This window comes from Janthinobacterium sp. SUN026, assembly GCF_030397625.1.
GTDB classification, from domain to species: domain Bacteria; phylum Pseudomonadota; class Gammaproteobacteria; order Burkholderiales; family Burkholderiaceae_D; genus Janthinobacterium; species Janthinobacterium kumbetense.
Map to the genome: position 1 here is coordinate 192,473 of NZ_JAPQNU010000007.1, position 18,566 is coordinate 211,038.

An 18,566-nucleotide genomic window follows, 5' to 3' on the forward strand; every position below is an offset into this window, starting at 1 on the left:
AAAAAAATTAATATGAATTGGGGGCGCTATGGCCGGCGGCCTTTAATGGAAACGCGGGCCGGGAAACGCAGGGACGCCGGCGGCCGCTCGTCGGCGCGGAAGTCGCGCACCATGGCCAGCACTTGCTCGTCCGTCTGCGCATTGCCCGTGCCTTGCACCAGCTGCACTTTCGTCGTCCTGCCTTCCGTATCGAGCCACAGGTCGACGCGGATGTCGGCAAACGCCAGCTGGCGCGTGCGCGGATCGCGGGCAAAGGCCAGCTGCAGCGCGTTGGCGACATAGCGGCCATACGATCCCGCGCCGAGTCCGCCGCCACCGCCGCCGCCCGTCATGCCGCCGCCGCGTCCGGCCTGGATGCCGAAGGCGTCGCTGCCGGCCTGCGCCGCGCCGTCGATGGTGACGGGGTCGCCCTTGTCCGGCGACGGGCTTTCCGGCGCGTCATCCATGGGCTTGTCGGCCGGCGTCGGTTCCGGCTCCGACACTTCCGGCACCACCTTGTCGGGCGTCGGTTCCGGCAGTTTTTCCGGTTCCGGCGGCGGTGGCGGCGGAGGGGGCAGCATCAGCATCGGCGGGGCCGCCACTTCGCGCTTGGTCGCGGCCGTGTCCGACAGCAAATACCAGACCAGCGCGGCCAGCGCGCCGGCCAGCAGCGCACCGCCGGCCACGCCGCCCCAGCGGCGCCACCACTGCGCCGCGCCCGACGGTTCCGAGGCAGCCATCTTCATCATGTCGTCACGCTTCACCTTGCGCTCCTCATGCCGGCTTGCCGGTCACCAGGCCCACCTGGTTCAGGTCTATGCGGCGCAGCAAGTCCAGCACTTCGACCACTTTCGCGTATTGCACGGCGGCATCACCGCGCACGATCACGGGGAAGTCGGGCGTCAGGGCCTTTTCCGTGCGCAAGCGCTCTTCCAGCTCGGGCAAGGTGACGGGATAGGCGTCGAGGAAGACCTGGCCCGCGTTGTCGATGGTGATGGCCTTGGTCTTCGGTTTTTCCAGCGCCATGGCCGAACTGGCCTTGGGCAGGTCGACCTTGATGCCGGGAATGCTGGCATTGCTGGTCAGGATGAAGATCACCAGCACCACCAGCAGCACGTCGACGAAGGGCGTGATGTTGATGCCGCCGCTACGCTTGCGGGGGGTAAACTTGGCGGAGGTGGCCATGGTTATGCGCCCCTCACGCCTGTTGCAGCACGGGACGCATCTGGCGTCCGTCGCCCTGCTCTTCAGCCAGGCGCGTGGCGAATTCGTCGACGAAGACGGCCATATCGGCGACGATGGCGTCCGAACGCGACGACAACCAGTTGTAGCCGAACAGGGCGGGAATCGCCACGCCCAGGCCTGCAGCCGTACACAACAGCGCTGCCGCCATGCCCGGCGCCACCGAGTTGATGTCCACGGCGCCGGCCATGGCCGCCACGACGAACACCAGCATGATGCCGATCACGGTGCCGAACAGGCCGACGTACGGCGCGCCTTCGATGGTGGTCGAGAGCCAGATCATGCGTTTCGACATGCGCTCGCTTTCGCGCACCATCACGCCATCCATGGCGGCGCGGATGGCGCCGATCGTCGCGTTCGACACGGCGTTCAAGTCGTAGCCGCGGTCGTGGCGGCGGCGCATCTCGTCGATGGCCACGTCATACAGGCGCCACAGCGAGGAATCCGTCTTCACGGAAGTGCTCAGCTTGCCGTTGCGCGCCAGGTGGTCCAGCGGCGCGCCGGCCGCTTCGTGGAACGACTGCATGAATTGCGCATTCGCGCGCGAGATGGCGCCATAGCTGCGGCCCTTGCCGATCATGATGATCCACGACAAGACCATCATCAGGCCCAGCACGCCGACGACGATCCACGCGTCGAGCGGCATGGCGGCGATGATGAAGCCGAAATGGCTCTTGCCGGCCTGCTGTTCGTCGGCGCCAAACACGGCAAGGCGCGATTCGGAACCTTGCGAGACGGCGTCGGCCAGCAGCAGGGCGTCGGGACGGGCCGTGCGCGACAGGCGCAGCTCGTCGATGGCGCCCGTGAAGTTGTTCAGGGTGGCGGTGCCGGAAGCGACCGGCGCTGCATCGGCGCCCACCGACGCGGCGCTGGTGAAGGCTGGCAGCGCGGTGGCCAGCGACACGGCTGGACGGCCGCCCACGTACAGGGCCACGTTGGCTTTATCGGCTTTCACAGCCAGGTGCGACCATTGCGCGGCCTGGATCGGTTGGCCGGGCTTGCTGCGCTGGCCATTCACCTGCACGAAAGGCACGCCCTGGTCGACGCCGATCAGCAATTCGTTGGCGCCATCGCGGCGCGCATACAGCACTTGCTGCGGGCCCAGGTTATCGGGACGCACCCAGGCGGAAAAGGTGAAGGGCGCGCCGGCGGCCAGCGCCAGCGAAGGCGAGGCAGGCAGCATCAGCGGCGCCGTACCCAGGCGGGCGCCGGCGCCGATGACGGAACCGTCCAGTGCCGGCACGGCTGTCTGGGCATGGTTGCCGTAGGCGGTGCTGTCGCGCGAAGGCACGCCAGGCTCGGTGAAGTGGTACACGAGGCTGTAATCGGGGTCGAAGGTGCGGTGGCCGTTGCCGGAAGCGGGCGCCTTCGGATTGCCGTAGTACATCCACAGCTGCTGCGGCGTGCCGGCCGTCAGGGCCGGTACGTCGACCCAGATCAGGGCGATGCCCAGGAGCGGGTTGAACTGTTCGATCTGGTGGTTCAGCACCGTCTTGTCGTCGCCCGCCACGAAGCGCAGGTCGGCGCCGTTGTCGCTGACGCCTTCGAAGTTGAAGTTACCAGAATGCAAGCGCAGCAGCACGGGAATGCGGCCGGGATCGCCGCCCACGGCGCCCGCCTTCGGGCCGGCGTCGACGGTGACGGGTTTGCGGTAAGCCCAGTCGGGCTGCCACCAGGCATGCGCCAGGCCGGGAACGAGCGTGCCCAGGATCGTGAGCAGGAAAAGAAAACGTTGCATGACAGTGATTCTCCGAAGAAAAGTCTAAAAAAGTGCAGTGCTGGTGAGCTGGCCCGTCAGTAGCTGGCCGACAGGTTGAAATTGATGCGGCGCACGTGTTTGTGCGTGCGCGGGCCATCGCGCAGCGGGTAAGCGAAATCGATGCGGCCATTCAGGTAGCGCAGGAACTGGAAGCTGCTGCCCACGCCCACGGAGGCCAGGCCGAACAGGTCTTTCTGCTCGATCATCGGATCGCGCAGGCGCAGGCGCGCGCCATCGGCAAAGGCAAACAGGCGCCAGTTTTCCAGGCGGCTGAAATACGTCAGCTGGGGCGTGCGCCATTCGACGGTGCCGGAAATGCCGTAGTCGCCCGTCGCTTCGGCCGACAGGTAGCCGCGCACGGAATTGGCGCCGCCGGCGGCCATCTGCTCGCCCGACACGAGCGCCGCGTCGGCCAGCTGGCCCGACATGCGCCCGTGCAGCTGCGCGCCGCTGCCCAGGGTGTAGGTGGCGTTGGCGTCGCCCTTCAGCACGAGGAAGCTGGGCGAAGCCTTGTAGCGCTTGTTGTCGTAGGCGGCGCTGTCGCTGCCGTAGCCGAACGCGGCGCGCGTGCCGGCCACCAGCGACAGGCCCAGGCCATACGTCGCCGCATCCGTCTGCGCAAAGCCGTTATACGACACGCTCAGGGGCACGTACTTGAGCGGAATATTGCTGCCCGTGCCATTGAGCTTCAAGGCTTCCTGGTTATCCTTGAAATCGATGCCGGCAGAAAAGCTGTGCCACCAGATGCCGCTGTTGGGCACCGTGTAGTTGACTTTCATGCCCAGCGCGTGGCCCTTGCCCAGCACGCTGGTGCCGCCCGTGCTGGCGACGTTGCTGTTCGACTGGTAGCCGGTCGCTTCCACGCTCCAGCCCTGCGTGCCGATCGGCGCCACGTACGAGGCGGACCACACCTTGGTCTGGTTCAGGTCGCCCGGCGTGCCGAAAAAGCTGATGGTGGCGCTATGTCCCATCTGCCACAGATTGTCGTGACCGACCGACATGCTGCTGCGCAACTTCTTGGTATCGGCGCTGTAATCGTTGTTCAAGCCGATGCTGGCGCGCCACGGGCTGCTGTCCTCGACTTTCAAGTCCACGTCCATGGTGCCGGGCAGGCTGCCCTGCTTGACCAGCGGCATCACCTGGCGCTTCGGACCGCGGTTCAGGGCCGTCAGCTCCACTTGCGCCTGCGTAAAGTCGGGCACCTTGCCTTCCGTCAAAGCCGGTACTTGCTGGCGCACGTCGAGCGGCGAGTTGTATTGCGCGCCGACGACGCGCAAGCGTCCCACCTTCGTTTCGCTCACCTGCAGCACCACCACGCCCTGCTCCACCTGCTGCTCCGGCAAGTCCACGTAGACGGACTGGTAGCCGCGGGCTTGATATGCCGCAACGAGGGCGTCGCGCGCCCCTTCCACGTCCTTCAGGGTTCGGCCCGGCCCCAGGAAGGGCGTGACCGCCTCTTCGATGGCACGCGCATCGAGCACGGTATTGCCGCGCACCAGGTATTCCTCGATCGTCACCTGCCGTTCCGGCGCGGCCACAGGAGCGGCCGCCGGGACCGCGTCCTGCGCGCGCGCCATGCCGGGCAGCGCCAGCATGGCCAGGCACAGCATCGTCAAGGCGGTTGCAGGCGCCGCTGGCGGCACGCCCCTGCCCTTGGTTGTCATTTCACGCATCTTCCATTCACCTTAAAATCAAACGGTTGCCCTGTGTTGCGGCGCTGGGCCGGCGTATTTTTGTTGCTAATGCTGATCTACTGATGCCTAGACAGCCGCCGCGCGCGGCGACTGCCGAATGTCATCAAATGTTCATAAAACTCCGCTCAAGGCTGCAAACCGCGCCGCTCGTTCGGCGTGAGCGCCTGCAGCTGCGGCGCCGTCAACGGCCCCGCCCCCAGCACCTGCACCACACCGGCCGGCTGGTAGCTGGACGCCTGCGGTTCGCCGCCCGTGTGCTTGCCGACACCGGCTTCGTCCGCCTGCTCGTTGCCAAAGCCCAGCACCTTCACCGTGAACAGCGACGGCTGCGCCTGGCGCGTGGCCGCCCGTTCGCGCTGCAGCACGTCCTGCGCCGCCGTCACGGCTTGCGAGGCGGCCGCGCTGGCATTGCTGAGCGCACCCACGTTCACGGCGGCGATGGCCGGCATGCCCGTGGCCTTGCCCTGCACCTGGATGTTTTCCGCGTTGACCACCTGCAAGGCCGCCAGGTTGACGTTGCCCGAGACGCGGATGCCCGCCTCGCCCGCGTCGATGCTACCCAGCGGGGCGATCAGGTCGATGTCGCCGGACGGCACCTCCGGGATCGGGTTCAGGGTGGCGATGCCGGCGCCCGTGTTCGGCGTGGTCGGCGACAAGGTCACCATGCCGATGTCGTCGTAGACCCGGCGCTGCGGCGCAAACACCACGGTGGACTTGGAGCCGCGGCCCGCATTGATATCGCCCTGCGCCGACCAGGCCAGGATGTTGCCGCCGAAGGTGGTGAAGATGCGGCTCTGGCCCAGCAGGATGCTGTCCCGGGCGTAGATCTGGATTTCACCGGCGCCCTGCGTCAGCACGCCCGAGCCTTCGCCCGGCACGAAGCCGCCATCGACGCCCACCAGGGTGCGCCCGCCCGGGGTCAGGATGTCGATGTTGCCGCCGAAATCGGTGTGGATGCCGGCATCGGCCAGGTCGAACACGGGGGCGTGGATGTCGCCCCCCAGCACATATTGCTGGCGCGTCAGGTAATTGACGCCCTTGCGCGGCCGCTTGGTGCTGCCGCCTGAGGTGCCGTCCAGATAGTAGGTGGCGCCGCTGAACATGGTCAGGTCACCCGCATAGGTCACGGGCTTGCCCTGCGCATCCTTGCTCGGGAACAGCGTGGCGATGGCTTCGCGGCCGCGCAGGTAGCTGCCTTCGCGCACGCCGCCGGCAGCCGTGTACTCGCGCCCGCCAGCCTTGAGTTCGGCGAAATAGACGTTGCGCAGGAAGACGCGCTGCTGCTCGGCCGGCAAGGCCGCGAAAAACTTGCGCGCGTCCATGCTGCCGGCATCGAAGGTCAGCCCGGCGCTGTTGCGCTGGCCGGCGCCGTAGCGGGTTTCCAGCCAGTTGACCAGATGCAGCTGGCTCGACAGGCCGTATTCGCGCTGCAGGTCGCGCCTGGCGCCGCTGCTGGCCTGGAGAGACTTGTCGAGCTCGCCTTGGCGCGCCGCCAGGAAGGCGGGCGCGCCCGCCGCGTCACCGCTGTAGCCGAATTCCGCGCGCAACCAGTCGGCCAGTCCCAGGCGGCCGCCATACACGGCCACCGCCTTGCCGGGCTGGTCGGCCAGCGGCTTGCCTGGGTCGATCAGGTTGGCAGCGTCGAGATAGCGCGCGGCAAAGGCGTCATAGTTGGGACCGTACGCCCCGACCCCGGCCGCCACCGCGATGCTGGCGCCGCTGCTGCGGTCGCCAGGCGTGATATGCGTCACCGCCCCGATACTCTTCAGCTCGGCCTTGTCGGCCATGTCGATATCGCGCCCGGCCGTCACTTCCAGCGTGCCCGGACCGCCCACGTAGAACGTGCTATAGCGGATGTCGCGGCCGGCACGCACGACCGATACCTCGTCAGGATTGTTGTGCAGTATCAGATTGCCGCGCGCCGAACCGACAAAGTTTTCCGTCGGCCGCAGCGGCAGCGACGGGTTGGCGTACGCGATCTCCGAAGTCCAGCCCAGCAGTCCCTGTGGCGTCGCTTCGACCAGCCCCAGCGCCGTGCCGGAGTTGACGATATCGCGTCCGGCCCGGATATCGACGGGACCGGCGCCCTCGTACCAGGTGCTGTGGCTGGCCGACTTGCCGCCGCCGCGCGTGATGATGGAACCGGTGCGCAAGCCGACGATGTCGCCCGCCAGCGCGTAGTAGCGCGCCGGCAGCTGGTCTTGCACCGCGTAGCCCGAGGCGGTGGGCGGCGTCAGCGTGAACAGCGGATAACGCTGCGGTGAAGCGCCCGCTTCGCGCGACGCGAACAGCACGCTGGGCGCCTGTGCCTCCTGATTGACGTTATGCGTGTACATGTCGCCATACGCGGTGGTGCCGGAAACGCCCGCGAAACCGGGATTGAACGGGCTCGGCAGCGCGGTCGGATCGGCGCCCGACGCCGTCACCGTATAGGCGCCCGCGTAGATCGAATCGGCGGCCAGCAATTCCAGCTGCCCCGGCGTGCGGCGGGTGAAATGCGCATCGACCGGCGATGGCGCCAGCAGCAGGCCGGTGGCCGGCCGCGCCGGCGCATTGGTGCTGGTGTCCATATCCCTCGCCCCTTGGGCGGAGTTGCCGACATACAGGCTGCCGCTGGCGGCCACCGCGCGCAATTGCGACGGCATCACGAAACGCCCGCCGCTGGAAGCCTGATTGCCGCTGGCGCGGTCGTCGCTCCAGGCCGTGGATGGCGTCAGGTTGCCGCCCGCGCTGAACAGGTCGATGGCGGTCGACGGCGTCCACAGCGAGAACCAGCTGTAGCCCTCGCCGTCCTGCGCCACGCCCTTCGCGGTGAACGGCGTGCCGTTGTTGATCTGGGTGACGCGGCCGGCGTCGCCCACGCCGCCCAGCACCAGGTCGCCGCGCGCATCGATGCGCACGCCGGAGTCGCCCGGCACCACCACCGGCCCGCCGCCCGCGATGGACGAGGTGGCCGTGTAGACCTGATGGGCGCGCGACTCCTGGCTGTCGCCCATGTCGAAGCGCAGCTCGATGCCGCCCACCGATCCCGCCTCCATGCGCAAGGCGCCGCGCAGGTTGACGAAGGTGCTATTGAGGTCGCCACGCGTGCCGGAAAAACGGGTATCCGGCGTGATCTCGTCGGTCGTGTCGGCAAACGAACGCACTTCGGCCACCGGATTGAGGCCGCCGCCAATGCGCACGTCGAGGTCGCCACCACCGGTCAGAGTAAGCGCGGAACCGTCGGCCGATACCCGGCCGGTGCTGGCCACCGCCAGGTTCAGGCCCTGGCTGCGCGTGACGAATTTGGCGCCCCGATCGGTGCGCGGCGACAGCATGCCGGCGGCCCTGCCCGCATCGAGTACAAGATTGCCGCCGCCCAGGGTGCCGATGCCGGTAAAGCCGGTCATCACGGGCTGGGTCTCGTACAGGTAGTTCGTGCCGAGACCGCCAGCGACATAACTGCCAAAGTTGATCCACCAGGCGGTGGGCACGCCATCGCCCTGGGCGACCGCGCTGCCGGTGCCCTGGCGCCACAGCCAGGTGCCGACGGCGCTGCTGTCCTGCTGCGGACGCAAATAGCCCACGTCGTCGGGGCGACGCTCCGTGCTGTAGCCGCCACCCACCAGGTCGCCGGTGACGTCACCCTGGGCGCGCACCAGCACATTGCCGCCATGCTCGGGATACCAAGCCTGGTACAGGCTTTGCGCGCCACCGTCGACGTAGGGCTTGAAGGCGTCGCCATCGGGGCCGAGGATGGAACCCTTGCGATCAGCCGCGCGCGGCAGCCGGTAAGCCGCCGCCACATTGGCCGCCTGGGTACCGGCCGTGTACACGCCGTACGGCGAATTCTGGCTGAAGTTGCCGCCGGCCAGCAGGTCGAGGTCGCCCGTGCCGGTACGCAGCACGCTGAACAGCTGTTGCCGCGCAGGCAGCGCTACCATCGGGAAACTGGCGCCTTCGGGCAGCCACGTCACCAGGTCGCCCACGTTCCACTGGTTGTACGCCAGCAGAGCTTCCACGCTCTCAAATTCGGCGAGATTGACCTGCGTACCGGCGGGATAGCCGGCATACAGTTCCGAGTCGCCCATCCAGTAAAAATTGCCCGCCACGCCGTCGATCGGCGGCGCCGCCACCTTCGGCAAGCTGAGTCCCAGGACCGCGCCGTAGTGGTGGTCGGCCAGCAGCAGACTGCGGTTGTCGCCCATGGGGCGCAGCGCGCGGCTATCGGCCGCCTGCAAATCGGCACCGGCCACCAGGCGCATCGACCACGACTGCGAACCGCTGGCCAGCATCGGCGCCAGCGCCCAGTTGCGGCCCTGGTTGCCGTCGGCGTCGGCCGGACGCAGGGCCACCGAATCGGCGCCGCCAGGCAGCCGCACCCAGGTTTCGCTCGGCACCAGCGCGCCCTTGCGCAGCTTCAGTTCGCCGGCCAGCGCCACGCCATTGGCGGGCGTATCGGGGAAGCCGTCACCGTCGTAGTCGGGGCTCGGCGTGTCCCTGACGGCGCCCACCGGGTACGGCAGCGGCACGCCGCCGGGCCAGGTCATGGCCGCCACGGACATTCCCACAGGCAAGCGGGTGCCGGCGTCGAGCCGCGTGCCGCTGCCCAGCGTGACCGCCTTCGCCAGCACGGTGCCGGCCGCATACACGACGGCGCCGGCGGCATTGCGCACGGCGCCACCCAGCACCGTGCCGGCCGGCAATTCCACGTCGGCCGTCAAGGTCGCTTGCGACGGCAGCGCCGTGCCCGCCCGCAAACTCATCGGTTTCATCGGCAGGTCGTAGTTCAGGGTGCGGCCGGACTGGAAGAAGGTGTCGTCGGCCAGCGTGACCAGCTCGCCATGCGGCACGATGACGTCGGCGCCGAACGGCACCCGGCCCTTGGCCAGCATCCAGCCCTTGTCGTCCGGCGTGACCGGCAAGGCCTTGCCATCGAAGCCGTCATTGATGCTGCCGAAGACGTTCAGGTTGCCGCCGGCGCGCAGCACCAGCGCGCCCGCTTCGCCGGAGCCGGCCACGCCGGTCTTCTGCGTGTGCGGATTGACGCTGGCGTAGCGGTGGCCCGACAGGTTGATGTCGCCATCGACATGCAGGTCGCCGTCCGGCGTGGCGCTGAGGATGGCCACGCCCGGACGCAGGTGGAAGGCGTCCTTGTAGTTGCGCAGGCCGGACAGGCGGCCGTTCATCAGCCCGTCGTTGGCCAGGGCGCCCTTCATGAAATCGACGCTATCGTCGTGCTTGCGGTCCAGGTAAGCCTGGTCGATGATCTGGTAAGGGCGGCCGTCGGCCGTCGTTTCCGTGCCCGGACGGGCGTCCGTGTACGACCAGAAACCGTTGACCGTGATGGCGCGGGCGCCGTCGATGGCCAGCGGACCGGCCGCATCGATGGCGACGTCGTTGCCGGTGGCGCCGCCGAGGCGCCGGGCGCTCAGTTCCAGCGTGCCCAGCGAGGCGATGCGCTCGGGCTTGCCGGCCGTGCCGGCACGCAAGTCCATGCGCGCGCCGGTATCGAGCACCAGGCGGCCGCTGCCGGCATCGATGTCGATCACGGCGCGGTTGGGCGCCTCGATCACCTGGCCGTAGCTGTCGACCCGCAGCACGCTGCCGTGGGCGTCGAGCAGCGCACTGCCGGCCACGCTGACGCCGTCGCGCGCGGCCAGGCGGATGCTGCCCACCTGCTCGCCGCTGGCGTCGACGGTGCCGTTGACGGCCAGACGGCCGCCATCCACCGACACCGTGATTTCGCGCGCCTTCAATTCATTCTCCAGCACCAGGTCGCCCTGCTTGAGCTGGAAGCTGCGGCTGCCGAACACGCCGCCCTTGCTCAGGCGCTGGTTCAAGCCCTTGAAATCCTCGATATGCTGGCCGCGCACGTCCAGGCCGCCCGCCGCGAACGGCACGTCGGTGCCGCCCGCGTCGTAGTGGCCGCTGCTGCCGCCGGTGATGCTGCCCAGCAACGCCACGCTGCCCGCCTGCGCGTCCAGCGCGGTAGCGGTGAGCTTGCCGGCGCGGTTGGAGACGGCCGAGAAATCGATGGTGGAAGCGGCCGCCTGGCGCACGTCGCCGTGGCGGCTGTCGAGCACCACGTCGCCGCCCCAGCTGTACTTGGGCACGCCGTTGAAATCGATCTTGCGCCCGGCCAGGTCGAGCCGGGCGCCGTCGCCCAGCACCACGTCTTGCTCAGCGGACACACTGAGCTTTCCGCTTGGCAACAGCACGGCCGTGTCGAGCGTCACGCTGCGCCCGTCCAGCGCCACTTCGGCGCCCAGTGCGCCGGCCAGCGCGGCCGCGCCCGGGACGGTGGCGGCCGCGCCGGACGGCCTGGCGACGTGGATGTCGCCGCCCGCCTTGATCTTGTTGACGGAACCGGCGGCGCCCGTGAGCAGCGCCGTGTTCAGCGCCAGGTTGCCGCCGCTGCGCAGATAGCCCTTGCTGTCCGCATCCCAGCCGCTTTGCGACTGGTACACCGACAGCGAGCCCGTGTGGTTAGCGGTGATGCGCTCGCTGGCATTGATGGCGACATCGGCAAAGCCGAGGATCAGGCGGTCCATGCCGTGAATGGTGTCGGGCCGGCTGTTCGGGCCATAGCCAAACTCGACCTGGCGGGCGTCGACCTGCAGGCGTCCGCTGCCGCCGCCGGCGCCGCCGCTGGCGACCAGGCCCGGCGCCGTCGTGGCGCCGTTCCATACCAGCACATCGGTCTTGATGCGCGCCACGGCGTCGCTGCCGCCGGCGCCGTAGATCGCGGGGGTGCCGATCACCAGCCGCTCCAGCGACGATTTTCCCGTGCTCGCATTGATGGTCGACAATTCGACGCTGTCATAGAAATTGATGGCGTCGCGCGCCGTCAGCGCCAGGCTTTCCAGCGCCGGCGCGCCCGCGCTGGCGTCGCCGCGCAGCAGGCGGTCGAGGATGCCCTGGTTCAGGGTCAGTCCGGCCGGCAACGCGTCGCGCGCGGCCATGGCGGCCAGCGACGCCGCGCTGCCCACATTGATGCCGCCCACGGCCAGCACCAGGTTGCGGGTGCCATAGGTGGTGGCGTCGCGCAGGTTGAAGCTCTGGTCGGTGGCGGCGACGATGCTGCCTTCCGAATACAGCGGCGTGCTGCCGCTGCACACGGCGCCCGCCGCGCAGGCGCCGATGTCGATGCGGCCCGGTCCGGATCGCGGATCGGTGCTCACGCCGGGCGCCAGCATGTCCAGCCGGCCATTCGACACGGCCAGCACGCTGGACTTGCCCGGCGCATACACATAGCCGTTGCTGGAATCCCAGGCGGCGGCGCCACGGCCCAGGGTATTGATGCCGCCCCCCTGCTCGATGACGATGCCGCCAGCCTTGCTATTGGTCACCAGGAATACTTCGCCAGCCTTGAGCACGGCGCCGTCGCGCACCACGATGTTATCGACGCCGCCCTGGAACTGGGCGATATTGGCTTGCTGGTTGCCGTTGGTGCTGCTGTAGTTGACGGTAGGCAAAGCGCCGATGCCCAGGCGCGGGGCGCCGATGGCGTTCAGGGCGTCGACCCGCACCGCCATGCCCTTGAAGTCGACGGTGGGCGCGCTGGCGCCGCCGATGATTTCGTAGTTCTTGCCGGAGCCGCCCAGCAGCAGCGCGCTGCCGCCGAAACCGTCCTTGCCTGGCGTGTAGTTGGTCGTGCCCGCAAAGCGCAGCGCATCTTGCATCACGCCCGTGCCGCCAGCACCCGCATTGGACTGCACCAGTTCGATGTGCAGCGCCTTGGCGTCGCGTTCGAGCAGCGGCCGCGGCACGCCGTCGCGCACCGCCTGCGCCAGCGCGAATGCGCCGTAGCTCGTTTCATTGTATTGCGAATAGCTGCGCAGCACGTCGGCCGGCGTCAATACCGCCTGCGATGGCAGCGCCGCGCGCCGGTCGGTATTGCTGGTGCCCAGCTGCACGGCGGTAGCAAACGAGCCGTTGCGCATGGCCGTGGCCGACCCGACGGGCAAGCCGCCGGCAGCCAGGCCGTTCAGCTCCACCCGGAACGCGCCGGGCAGCAGCGCAAAGCTCGACGGCAGCAAGGTATAGGTGCCGGCGGCCAGGCCGGGCACGCCGGCGCCGATGGTGATCTGGCGGCCCAGCGCCGGATCGCCGGCGCCATTCTCGGCCACGATGGGCGCATAGCCCGGCTGCGCGCCCGGAACGATGGCGTAGACGGGATTGGTAGCCAGGCCCGGCAGCACGAAGCTGCCTTTGCCGGACGTCTGCACCAGCGGGTTGAGGCGGGCGTCCGTCGAGCCGCCGCGGCCGGCCAGGAAGGCCGCGCCGGTCAGGGTGCCGCCGCCTGACAGGTCGAGCACAGCGCCGGCGCGCACGTCGACGTGTTTGCCGGTGAGCACGACGGCCGGGTCATTGCCCACGCCCTTGTAGGCGACGTCGACGCCGTCCATCATGTAGCTCAGGCCATCGAGCGAGCCGCCGTACGGCATCACCAGGCCGTTGGCGCTGACCGACGTCACGCTGCCAGGCAGCAGATTGGTGTAGCCGGTCACCGCGCCATTCGTATTCTGACCCAGCGTGATTTTGCCCAGCGGCGCGCGCACCACGCCACCCTGGTTCACCGTGCCGGCACTCAGTTCAAGCGAGCCGAACACCGAGTAGGGCAGGGCCGGCAACGGCGCGGCAGGGTCGCCGCTGCGCTCGATGGTCAGCTTGCGGGCCGGATCGAACTCGGTCGCCAATTGCCCGAATTCATTGATCACGTTACGTTTGCCCACCTCCACCTTGCCGGTGGCGCCGCTCACCGGATAGATTTGCGCGCCCGCCAGGGTCAGGTTGCCGGGCGTGTACAGCGCGGCCGCCGTGCGCATGCGGATGTCGCCGCTCGAACGCAGCGCCAGCTCGCCAAAGGCATCGCGCTTGACTTCCAGGTCGGCGGCGGCGTTTTGTCCGATCACGCCGTTGCTGCCGACATTAACGGCATTGGCGAGGTCGATCATCGCGGCATTCAGCGTCAGGCTGGCGTGGTCGTCCACGTTGGGCACGCCCAGTTTGCCGCTGCCGACGCCGCCGTTGCCGGAGCCGCGCACCGGATTGGGCATCAGGTGGTCGTCGCTCTGGGTGCGGCTGGTGCCGGCCAGGCGGATGTAGGGCGCCGCCAGCTTGACTTGCGCGCTGGCGCCGCCGGCATCCCCGGCCAGGGCCAATGCGCTGGACGTCAGGCGCAGGCTCTGCCCCAGCGACAGGTCGAGGTTGCCATCAAAGCTGATCAAGCCGTTCGACAGCAAGGCCAGGTGGTCGAAGCCGCCGGCGGCCACGCGGTCCGCACCGAGGCGGGCCACGCCGTAGCGCAGCGCCGGATCGCTGTCGCCCACCTGCAAGTCGGCGGCCAGGCTGCTTTCGCCCTGCAGGCGCGACAGCACCAGCTCGCGCGGCACGCGCACCGCGTCTTCCACGCCCAGGCCCTTCAAGTCGAGCTTGCCGACGATGCCGTAGTTCGGCGCTTCGAGGTTGAGCGCCAGCGTGCCGCCGGCCGCGCCTGTCCCGCCCGCTGCCGCATGCATGGTGCCGTCGAGCAACAAGCCGCGGAAGGAGCTCAGCGCGATGCTGCCGCCGTCGCTGGCCACCTGCACGCTGCCCTGACCGGGCAGGTCGAGCAAGGCGGCGGCGCCGGATGCTTCCAGGCGTGCGCCGGGGCGCACGATGACAAAGGCGTCGGCCGCCTCGACCTGGGTGGCGTCGAGGTTATGCCTGGCGCCGATCTCGATGGTGCCGCCGGCGCCCACATGGCCATACACGCCGCCCTGGGCATCGGTGAAGGTGGCCGCGCGTCCGGCCACGTCGAGTACCGCGCGCTCGCCGATCCAGATCGACTGGGCATTGGCGCTGCCGTCTGGACGGTTGATCTCGCCACCGGTGACCAGCATGCCCGGCAACACGGAAATGCGGCCGCCGGCCGCGCTCAATGTGCCTTCCACGGTGATCTGGCCATTGCCGGTCAGGCTGATGCTCTTGCCGTCATCCACGCGCAGCGTGGCGCCCTGGCCCACCACCAGCGGCGCCTTGGCGTTGCGGGTGCCGCCCGACAGCGCGATATCGGCGCCGGCGCGTTGCTTGAGCACGCCTTTCATGGCATTTTCCTGCCATAGCGGGGCCAGCCACGGTTGCAGGACGGCGGCGGAATCGGTGCCGGTCGGCAATTGCGCCGCCAACGCCAGGTCGGCGCGCAGCAATGGCATGGTGACGTCGATGGTGGCGCCCTGCGCCACCTGCACGCCCTGCTGACCGTTGATGTTGTAGTGCACGAAGCCGCGCTGGAACAGGTCATTGTCCAGCACCAGCAGCGGCTTGACCACCAGGTCCTTCGGCGCACGGTTGCCGGCCAGCAAGCGCTCGCCCGCCTGCAAGGTCACGTCAGCCACGAACGCGGTACCGGCGGCCACCCTGGCGTTGAAAGCGGGCACCGGCATGCCGTTCGGGAAGGCGTTGGCCGGCACCAGGTAGCCGGAACCGAGCTTGCCGCGCACGCCCGTGAGCGTGACGCCGGCCGGCACGGTCATGCCGCTGGTGTAGACGATGCCTTTGCTGTCGGTGATGAAGATGAATTCATAGCTGATCGAGGCGGGCGGCACCACCCAGGCGACCGGCAGGGTGTAGGGGCGCGCCGCGCTGAAATCCGGCAAGTCCAGCAAGGGCTGGCCGGCAGGGACCAGCGTACTCACGTAGCTGAAGTCGGCATCGAGCACGGTGCCGGCCTTGATGGTGAAGGCTTCCGCCAAGGTCAGGTGCACGGGGACGGACTGGCCTGCAAGCAACACACCATTGCCAGCCAGCACGCCGCCGCCCAGCGCCACGCCGGTGCCGCTGTCGATGGTCAGCGTGCCGCCGCCGTTGACGCCGTAGCCACGCAATTCGCCATCGAGCACCAGCGTCTCCGACTTGACGCCGTTGGGATCGTTCTGATTCGAGCGCAAGCTGATGTCGCCGCCGCGTCCGCCCTTCAGTTTGCCGTCGGCCAGCACGGCCGCGCCCGAGGACGTGTCGATCACGCTGCCGGCCGCCAGGTTGACGGTGCCGCTGCTGACCAGCGCCACCGCGCCGCCGTTGACATAGGGCAAGCCGGACGTGTTGGCCGGATCCAGCTTGAGCTGGCTCCACAGGCCGCGCGTGTCGAGCGTCACGCCGGCCGTCACCTCGATGCCCGCCTTCGCTCCGGCCGCCGGCGTGGCGACCGGCGTATCGAGCCAGGCGGTGGTGCCGGTGGTCGGCTTGCTGACGATGTCGCCCAGCGCAATGCTGCCGCCGCGCGCCGTCAGCCCGGCGTTGACCTTGACCTGGGGCGCATGCAGCGCGATTTCTCCGCCCGGCGTGACCTGCACCGCCGCGTCGACCTCGATGGCGCTGCCGGCGTAGGCCTTGATGCCGCCCAGGTGTTGTGCGTTGAGCCAGCCGGCGTCCAGGTAGGTCTTGCCGACCAGATTCTCGGGCAGCGCATCTTCGCGCAGGAGATCGCCGGCGCTGGCGCCGCCGGCACCGATGTGGATGGCCTTCAGCAGCGCCGCGGGATTGTCGCGCAGCTGCGCGCTGGCGGCGTCGTACACAGGCGCCAGCTGGCCCAGCACCAGCTGGCCGCTGCGGGCGGCGGCCAGCTGCGACTGGCGGTAGCTGTCGAGGGAGGCGTCGCGCGCATCCTGCTGGCGCTCGCCCTGGAATACGCTCGATTCGATCGCGCCTTCGAGTACGGCCGATGTGGTTCCCACCACCACGCGGCCCGCATCGCGGCCCACGGTATAGCCGTTTTCCAGCCGTTGCTGGGCGCCGATCAGGGGATTGGCGAAATTTTCCGTCGTTTCCGCGCCCCAGCGCTGGTGGTGCGCGGCGTAGCCTTGGTAGACGCCCGTATACAGCACGTCGCCGGGCGCCGTCGACAGCCGGTACAGCTGGCCATCCTTGCCGCTGAGCCAGCTCTGGCGAATCATGCCCGTCTGGACGTCGAAAGTGCCGCCGGACACGTTGAGCTTAGAGCCGGCCTGGGTCACCAGTTCGCCGCCCTGGAAGGCCACCGTGCCGCCCTGCGCCGCCCATTCGCCGATGCCGTGGCCGCTGGTGTTCAGGTAACCGCTCACTTCGAGCAAGCCGCCACCCGTGTACCAGCGGTCGGTCGGATAGCCGTTGGTGCCGGCCGCGACCCGTACCAGGTCGCGCCGGTCGACCCACAGGTCGGTGCTGTTGAGGGCCTTGCTGTCGCGGTTGCCCGGCGCGTCGCGCTGCTCGTTGCCCTGCGCATTGATCAGCACATTGTTCGAAGCCATCGCCACGTTCACGCCGACGGCGCCGGAAACGTCGATGGCGGCGCCGCGCGCCACTTGCGTGCGGCGCGTGGCCAGCGCATTGACCTGGCCGCCGGTGGCCAGGGTCAGCGAGCCGCTGTCGAAGGCGATATCGCCGCCGGAGGCAATCTGGATCAGCGACAGGTCGCGGCGGTTGTAGGCGCCGTCGCTGAGCAGCGCCGAATCCTTGATGAGCGCGTCGCGCTGCACGTCCAGCGCGGTGGCGCCGCTGTCGTCGAGCAGCACCGTGGTGAGGCTGTCAGGAGCCAGCGTGACCAGGCCTTCGCTGCCGTCGGCCTTCAGGTGCACGGTGCCGCGCGTCGTCACGCTGGTGCTGCTGAGCAACACGCCGGCCTGCTTCACGTCACGGCCAGTCAGGGTGACGTCGCCGGTCAGCGCCTGCACCAGACCCGCATTCGTCACCTTGCCGGCGCCGCTTTGCGCGTTGAACTTGACGTCGACCTCGTTGCCACGGGTGCTAGAAGTCTGGTTGGCATCCGTCCCCAGCCCCTTGCGGATGACGAAGCTGTCGCCGGCGGCCAGCGTGACTTGCCCGTTCGGCGCCGACAGGCTGCCGCCGTTATGCACTTCGCGCCCGGCCAGCAGCACGTAGCCGCCGCCTTCCGTCACCGTCTGCGGCTTGCGCGTGCTGATCTGCGCGCCAGCCTGCACCACCACGTCGGCCGTGGCGTTGGCGTGCGTGACCGCGCTGCCGTTGAGCGCCAGGTCATTGGCCAGCGTGGGCTTGAAGCCCGCGCCCTGCGTTTCGCTGTAGATGCCCTTCTTGAATTGACTGTCGCTCATGCCCACGGCGGCGGCCACCAGGCTGCGCGTGTCGACCTGGCTGCTGCCCGTAAACACGATGCCGTTGCGGTTGACCAGCATGACCGTGCCGTCGGCCTTGATCTGGCCGCGAACCTGGCTGGGACGGGCCAGCGGATCGTTGACGCGGTTGAGTACGGACCAGTTCGCCAACTGGTCAAATTGCAGGGTGGTGTTCTGGCCGATATTAAACGTTTCCCAGTTCAGGATCGCCTTGTCGGCCGTCTGCTTGACGGTCACGACGGTCTTGCCGTCGGCCTGCGCCTGCGTGGGGCCATTCGCATTGAACCAGCCCGCCGTCAGGCTGTTGCTGTCGACTTTCAAGCCGCCTTCGGCCAGGCCTTCCGGCACCTTCGAGCCGGCGGCAATGGCCGTCTGGCGCGCCGCCTGCTGGGCTGCCTGCTGCACGGCGATGGCGCGCGCCGCCAGTTGCAGATTGTTCAGCGAACTTTGCAGCTGGGCATTGGCTTTTTGCTGCTGCGCCTGCTTATTGTCCGTCCCGAGGATGGCCTGGCCATTCGGCAAGCGTCCCGTGCTGGCCGCCGTGCCCTGCTGCGCGCCCTTGCCGGCAAACCAGGCGCCGCTGAACGGCTGCTGCGCCTGCGCGCCGCCTGCCTGCAGCAGCACGGCGATGGCCAGCGCCAGCGGTTTCAGGCGCACGGGGCGCCCGGTCCGGTTGCCCGCCATGGCGGAGGAGGATGCGTGTTTCGTGACCGACTTGCTTCGCTGCATGGCGACATTCCCTTTTCATGTTCCGTTGCTGACCGATATCGCGAGGCGGCGCGCGGCACGCACGGGGGC

At 68.8% G+C, this 18,566-nt stretch carries 5 protein-coding genes; all 5 read right to left on the bottom strand.

The window, feature by feature from the left end:
• Positions 1 to 26: 26 nt before the first annotated feature.
• Positions 27 to 743, bottom strand: a complete 717-nt coding sequence (locus tag OX459_RS25450) for an energy transducer TonB (protein ID WP_289900556.1) — start codon at positions 741 to 743, stop codon at positions 27 to 29.
• A 10-nt stretch (positions 744 to 753) separates the two neighbouring features.
• Positions 754 to 1,164 carry a biopolymer transporter ExbD gene (locus tag OX459_RS25455; protein ID WP_034753784.1) on the bottom strand — a complete coding sequence of 137 codons (411 nt, stop codon included), beginning with the start codon at positions 1,162 to 1,164 and terminating at the stop codon, positions 754 to 756.
• A gap of 13 nt (positions 1,165 to 1,177) precedes the next feature.
• A complete protein-coding gene (locus OX459_RS25460) occupies positions 1,178 to 2,959 on the bottom strand; it encodes a MotA/TolQ/ExbB proton channel family protein (RefSeq protein ID WP_289907041.1) in 1,782 nt (593 codons plus the stop codon).
• 56 nt (positions 2,960 to 3,015) lie between these two features.
• Complete coding sequence (locus OX459_RS25465) at positions 3,016 to 4,653, bottom strand: ShlB/FhaC/HecB family hemolysin secretion/activation protein (protein WP_289907042.1); 1,638 nt, start codon at positions 4,651 to 4,653, stop codon at positions 3,016 to 3,018.
• A gap of 146 nt (positions 4,654 to 4,799) precedes the next feature.
• The gene (locus OX459_RS25470; RefSeq protein ID WP_289907043.1) at positions 4,800 to 18,497 is read right to left on the bottom strand and encodes a filamentous haemagglutinin family protein; all 13,698 of its coding nucleotides are present in this window, start codon (positions 18,495 to 18,497) and stop codon (positions 4,800 to 4,802) included.
• Positions 18,498 to 18,566: the final 69 nt, after the last annotated feature.